This window comes from Paractinoplanes pyxinae (assembly GCF_026626335.1).
In the GTDB taxonomy this organism is placed as follows: domain Bacteria; phylum Actinomycetota; class Actinomycetes; order Mycobacteriales; family Micromonosporaceae; genus Actinoplanes; species Actinoplanes pyxinae.
This window is the reverse complement of the sequence record NZ_JAPNTZ010000031.1, coordinates 24,347-30,346: the sequence shown is the minus strand read 5'-3', so window position 1 is coordinate 30,346 and position 6,000 is coordinate 24,347. Positions and strand designations below refer to the sequence as shown.

Below are 6,000 nucleotides of genomic sequence, written 5' to 3'. Positions count from 1 at the left end.
CTGTAAGCGGCGAGGATTTAGTTGGGGTGCCGGTCGAGGTTCTTGCGGGCGCGGTCGTAGCGCATCGTGGTCTTCGGGTCGGCGTGTCGGGCGGCGACCTGTACATTGCGGAGGCTGACTCCCGCGTCCAGCATGGTCGTGACGAACGTATGGCGCAGCATGTGCGAGTGCATCCGTGGCATCCGGATCCCGGCCGTCGCGGACAGCTGCTGGAGGCGGCGGGTCGCGGCATGCCGGTCCATTCACCGACCCAGCGTGTTACGCAGTACCGGCCCGTGCTCGCGATTACCGACGGTGTGCTCGATGGCTCGAGCGACCGCCGGCGGCAACGGGACCAGCACGATCTTGTCGCCCTTGCCGTGAACCTTCAGGACGCGGTGGCCGTGTTCCTCGCCGAGGTCGGCGATGTTCGCCCCGCAGGCCTCGAAGATTCGCAGTCCGAGCAGGCCGAGCATCGCGATCAGAGCGAAGTCATTGCGGTTGGCTGAGAGCCTGGCGGTCGTCGGGAGGGCTTCGAACTGAAGGTGCCCGAGTCCGAGGGTGGGTGAGTCGGTCGGCATCGGTGGCCGACGCACATAGTCGGCCGGCGAGTGGGCGAGGATCTGGTCGATGACGCAGACCCGGTAAAAGCCGACGACGACCGAGACACCGTTGAGGGCTGGTAGCAGCGGACCTCCTGCAGCCAGCGCACGTAGCGCTCAATCGCGGCCCGGCCCACCTTCAGCGGATCAAGTTCCTGCCCTGCACACCAGGTCAGGAACACCTTGAGATCGGAGCCGGTGTGAACGCGGGACTCACCGCAATACCGGCCCAGGTACGCGGCTACCGCGGCCCGCAGCACACGCTCATCGACGACGGCAACAACTTGATCAGAAACAGGAAAGGCGTCCATGACTTACGGTGCGTCACCGCTACCAAGAGCGCCAGCGCCCTCGACGCGGAAGAGTACGCCGAGTTGCGCACTGTCCGTTGGTCGCCCGCGTGTGGGGAAGAACAGCCATGCTCCCGGTGGCCGGAGCGGGCTAGGCCCCGCCCCATGCCGCTCGATGTTGTTTCTCAGCGAGCTCGGCCAGAACCAGTCGTCTCACGCTTGGAGGCGCTGCGGCGGGTGGCAACTGGCCTCGGTGTCTCCGCCACCATGGTCGCCATAGTGGGATTGCTGTGGCACGAGGGACTATATTTGGCTCTTTCGTTCCTTGTCGCCGGATGCGTTCAGTGGCTCCACGAGCCGGACGACCGCCATCACCGGTCGGCGGGATGGATAGGCGGAGCGGTGACAGTGACCGTCGTGGCGGCAGGGGTTGTGCTGTTCCGAGACGCCCCACAGGACTTCTCACGCGACATGGCATGGGCTGCCTTGGGCGCGTTGGCCGGTAGCCAGACGTATGCCGCCATCACTCGCCGGCCCTGACTCGCAATACCAAAGTGGTGCTGGTCGTCGTCGACCCGAGAGGGGTCATGAATGACGGTGGGCGGTGCGTCATGCGGAACGGTCCACAGCCGGACGCCCCGCGCGCGCAGCGGCTGACCAATGCAGTCGATCACCGTTGTCTGGTGCAGTCTGCTCTCTGCTTCAATCCCGCAGCCGTGAGCACGGTTTGACGCGCGGTCGGCCTGTTTGCCCCATGCTTTCGTCCGTGCAGTTCATCAGCTCTGTGTGGCGGGTCGGGCTACCCGTCGTCGTGGTCGCGAGCGCCGCCTTGGTGTTGGCGGCCGCTATTCGGCCCCGGAGAAAGCCTGCGCCGGTATCGCGCGCTGTCGCCGGGCTCGCCGTGCTCGTCTGGCTAAGGCTCGCCGGTGAGGCTGCCCTGGGTGAGCAGCGTCCGCTGTTCGAACGGCAGTGGAAAGGTGCCGCGGCTGCTCTTCTCGCGGTGGCCGCAGCCGTTCATCTGTGGCGGCGTTGCCGGCGGCCAGAACCCACTCCGGTAGACCCGGTATCAACTGCGTATGAGGAACCGATGCCGGTGGCCGCAGCAACGCCATCCCCGCTGTATCAGGTCACGATGCCGACACTTGCGGCGGATGTCGTCGAGGTGAGGGTGACCCGGTGGCTGAAACAGGTCGGTGATCGGATCGAGTCAGGTGAGCCGCTGCTGGAGGTCTCGACCGACAAGATCAACGTCGAGGTTCCCGCTGATGCCTCGGGCCGTCTCTATGAGATCAGGACCTCGCCGGGAACGACCGTGCCGACCGGGAGCATCATCGCCGTGATCGAGCAGTCCACCGCCGTCATCCCGTGAGGCGAACGGGATCGTGTTCATGGAGTTCGCCAGGACAGCATCCGGCGCACCAAGAAGCGTTACGGGGCATGGCGAGCGGATCGCGGCATGACCGGATGCCTACGCAGACCACTGCGGCGGAAATCAATGACCGTGCCATTCGCCGATTGCCGTAACTGAATGACCGCCATCGCCGGCGCACCACCAGACGGCGGCCTTAGCGCGATCGCGGGCATTTACGCCGATCTGATGGACGGGACACGCCGGCCATACCGACCAGAGCGCCTGCATCACCGCGTCCTGCGCATCTTCGGCTACCGCTGTCAGCGCTGTCACCGGATCGGCGCCTGAGGCAGGGAAGATGCCTTGCCCGGTGCCCGTGTGCCCGTTCCAGGTCTCGATGTAGGCGTTGCCGGTGAGCCCGGGCCCGTCCTCTTGTACGCGAAGCAGGCAGGTCTGGCACAGTCCACTCGCTGCCAAGTCTTGGTTCACCAAGCGCAATGCATCTTCGATGCGCGCCAGCCACAGGGGTTCCTCGGAGAAGCCCGGGACGAACTCGATTGCCTCGAGCACCGTCAGGGCGAGCTCAGCCATTCGCGGTCGGCTCGTCTGCTCGCAGCCGATGCTGAGCGACGCAAGCTCGGAGACATCACGATCCGCCGGTCTCGCGGTCAGCAGTGAAGCAGCTAGATCAAATGCATCCGCGCACCCGACCACGCCTGCCCGGCCCGCAACGTACACCGTTCGGCACAGCCGATCGAAAGCCACGACATCGTCCACCGGCTCATGATCAGGCATGAGCGTCCCCTCAGGCCAGACAGTCCAATGCGCTCACGTCGACACGAGCCTGCATGAAGCCGCCTTCGACGTCCATCACGCGTAGTCAAGGTAGGCCGCCGGGCATAGTCTGCGGCAGATCCGGACACCTTGCCGGCGCTACACCGGTTCCCGTACGCCGCCCTCCTCGCCGTCGTCCGGCAGCGGCTCGACCGGCGCCTCCGGCAGTTCATCCGGAGTGTCCGGCAGCAACTCTCCGGCGTCGTCCGGCGCGGCCTCGCCGGGATCGATCGGCGGATACTCATCAGGGTCCAGTCCCGGCAATGACATGACCTCATTATCGGTCATGCAGCGCTCAAGCGCTTCTCGGCACACCGGCAAGAGGCTGTCGGCGGCTCGGGGCTCCGCTGGCCCGCGCCGCTACCCGGCCGCTGGGCGGATCCGGACGTTCGATCAGCCATGGCGTCGTGGTGCTGTACGCAATGACTCTCGCTCGGGGCCGGCCGAGAGTCCATGAGTCACTCTGGCGGATGTCTACCATCCCCGCACAGCGGATTCGTCGTGGAAACCACGACGGTCGCCTATAAGGCGGTGGCAAGCGACGACAGCACCTGCGTACCACCCTGCGGGCGGCGCTCAACCTTGCTGTCAAGGAGGGTGTGCTGGTCTGCAACCCGGCCCGGCACATTGAAATCACCGGCTACCAGCAGCCGCATGCCAAGGTGTGGACCGAGGCCCGCGTCGGATCGTGGGAGCAGACCGGCGCGCTTCCGGCGGTCGCGGTGTGGACCGCTGACCAGCTCGCCGGGTTCCTCGGTAGCGTCAACGACGATCCGCTGTTCGCCCTCTGGTGGCTCGCCGGGCTGCGCGGCCTGCGCCGCGGTGAGCTGTGCGGACTGCACTGGGCCGACATCGACCTCGACCGCGGCACGCTGACCATCGAACGCAACCGCACCACCGCCGGCTACGAGGTCATCGAAGGCGACCCGAAGACCCCGGCCGGGTGGCGGGCCGTCGCCCTGGACAAACGCAGCGTCCAGATCCTGCGCATCCACCGCCGCTACAGGCAGGACCGGCGGGCCGAAACGCTCGAGAACGGCAAACCGTGGTTCGACACCGGATACGTCTTCACCCGCCGCGACGGCAAACCGATCAACCCGAACTACGCCACCACCCGGTTCCGGCTCCTCGTGCGCCGGGCCGGGCTGCCGCCGGTGCGACTGCACGACCTGCGTCACGGCGCCGCGTTCCTGGCCCACGAGGCCGGCGCCGATCTGAAGACGCTGCAGGATCTGCTCGGGCACTCCAGCATTCTGGTCACCGCCGACACCTACACCAGCGTGCTCCCGCAGATCCAGCGCTGCTGCGCCGACGCCACCGCCCAACTCGTGCTCAACGCGGCCCGCCGCACCCGCAAGAAGATCAAGACCAAGGCCCGCAAGAACCGCCCGACTGCGGCCCAAAACGGCCAGCCCCAGCCCGGCGAAACCGAAAACAGGTGCTTCCACCCCGGCCAAACGCAAGTCGCCCGCAAAGCCCCCAGTCAGCAGGCCGTCAGCCACGACCGACGCTGTTCCGGTGGTGGCACCCACGTCGCACCCACGAGATCGATGTTTCATCGCCACCGCCGTCGAACAGACGCCCGGACGCATCCAGGAGGACACCCCAGCCCCAGTTGCGGCAACGGCAGGTCCGGCACCATCTGTTGCAACCCACCGGCTACTTGCGCTCGGCCGCTACCGCCGGCAGGGCGTACCGAACGTGACGACAGAACAGGACACCTTGCTCGATCTGCGGCAGATCAGTGCGTAGTTAGCTTCGGCTATGAACAAGCGGCCCGGTGATAGACGGAGGTGAACGCTTGACAGGTTGGCCGCGACCCATTGTTCCAACGGCCAGGTGTTTTGCTATCGCTCAGGCTGCAGGTACGACGGCGAACGGTCGGACACCGACCTGCTCGACCTCGTTTATGACGTCCCACAGGATTCGCGGGGCGCGTGCGCCCTGCACGGCAGTGACGGTTTGGCGGTAGCCGCCGCGGTACGACTCCGTGACGCGGTAGGAGAGATGATCGCAGCACGGGTTGTGAGGCTGGTAGGAGCTACGCAGCCGCAGGAACCGGTGGCTCTCAGCCATTCGCAGCGGACGTTGCCCGCCGACGGTCGAGCGGTCCACCGCGAACGAGGTCTGTCACCTGTGAGACCGCCCGTGCGCGCCAGCACGATGCCAGTGGCGGAGTCCAACCCGCCTGGCGCGGCCGCTGCCGGTGTGGCCGGTACCAGCGTCGCGATTGCACAGACCGTTGCCAGCACGATGCCGATGTTACGTGTGGTGTTGCGTCATATGGTGTCCCCCCGTATATCGGTATCGCTGTCTGGCGCCTCCTCAACGACGACACCACGCCGGCACTCTGAGATACGCATAATCAGTAAGAAATGGACCCCCTCGTCGGACACCTACTGAGCCCCGGCTGCAGCAAGCCCGCACGACACACTCCAGACCTCTCCATTGATCGAGGCGGAGCCCGGAGCGTCCAACGACGTCCGATAGTCAGCATCAGCAGGTAGCCGGGCGTCCAGGCCTACGCGTACGCCGCGCGACGAGTCCGCGGGTCGCCGCGCACGGGCGGCGGCAGATCCGTGCACTCGAGACTGACCGATGGCTCTCTCAATCAGGGTAAGAGTGGTCCATGCGTGACTGGATCGCGATAGGTGTCTCTTTACTCGGGTTCGTCTTGATCGTCGTCTCCATGGTCCGGATCGTCCGGGCGAGGGCATACCGTCGATCTGAGCTCGCGCGACCCAGCGTTGACCGCCGGCCCACGGTGCCATTACGGCAAGACGATTGTGCAGGCGCGAACCGGGCAGACCTTGCCGAGGTCCCGGAACCAGCACGCAGCCTGACCGCCCGGCTATTACTTCTTCAGCTCTGCGGAGGGCTGGTGGTCGTAGAGGCCGGTCAGCCAATCCGTGCGCAGAGTTGGATTGGGGTGGTTCTGCCTGTG

At 66.1% G+C, this 6,000-nt stretch carries 5 protein-coding genes; 3 read left to right on the top strand and 2 right to left on the bottom strand.

Annotation, left to right across the window (positions count from 1 at the left end):
• Both OWR29_RS48375 and OWR29_RS47665 read left to right on the top strand, forming a co-directional pair.
• A partial coding sequence (locus OWR29_RS48375; RefSeq protein ID WP_267570343.1) for a hypothetical protein occupies positions 1-488 on the top strand: 488 nt, incomplete at its 5' end.
• 1,149 nt (positions 489-1,637) lie between these two features.
• Positions 1,638-2,240 (top strand): lipoyl domain-containing protein, encoded by a 603-nt coding sequence (locus tag OWR29_RS47665; RefSeq protein ID WP_267570342.1) that lies wholly within the window; start codon positions 1,638-1,640, stop codon positions 2,238-2,240.
• Between the two features lie 123 nt (positions 2,241-2,363).
• Here the strand turns inward: OWR29_RS47665 and OWR29_RS47660 are convergent, their stop codons facing one another.
• Positions 2,364-2,999 (bottom strand): hypothetical protein, encoded by a 636-nt coding sequence (locus tag OWR29_RS47660; RefSeq protein WP_267570341.1) that lies wholly within the window; start codon positions 2,997-2,999, stop codon positions 2,364-2,366.
• Positions 3,000-3,155: 156 nt separating this feature from the next.
• Positions 3,156-3,326 carry a hypothetical protein gene (locus OWR29_RS47655; RefSeq protein WP_267570340.1) on the bottom strand — a complete coding sequence of 57 codons (171 nt, stop codon included), beginning with the start codon at positions 3,324-3,326 and terminating at the stop codon, positions 3,156-3,158.
• A 329-nt stretch (positions 3,327-3,655) separates the two neighbouring features.
• Here OWR29_RS47655 and OWR29_RS47650 point away from each other — a divergent pair, with 329 nt between their 5' ends.
• On the top strand, positions 3,656-4,840 hold the full coding sequence (locus OWR29_RS47650; protein WP_267570339.1) for a site-specific integrase: 1,185 nt from the start codon (positions 3,656-3,658) through the stop codon (positions 4,838-4,840).
• Positions 4,841-6,000: the final 1,160 nt, after the last annotated feature.

What these genes read in the sequence shown, in the direction of transcription:
- OWR29_RS47655 (WP_267570340.1), bottom strand. Translation starts at nt 3,326, where the DNA reads ATGTCATTGCCGGGACTGGACCCTGATGAGTATCCGCCGATCGATCCC.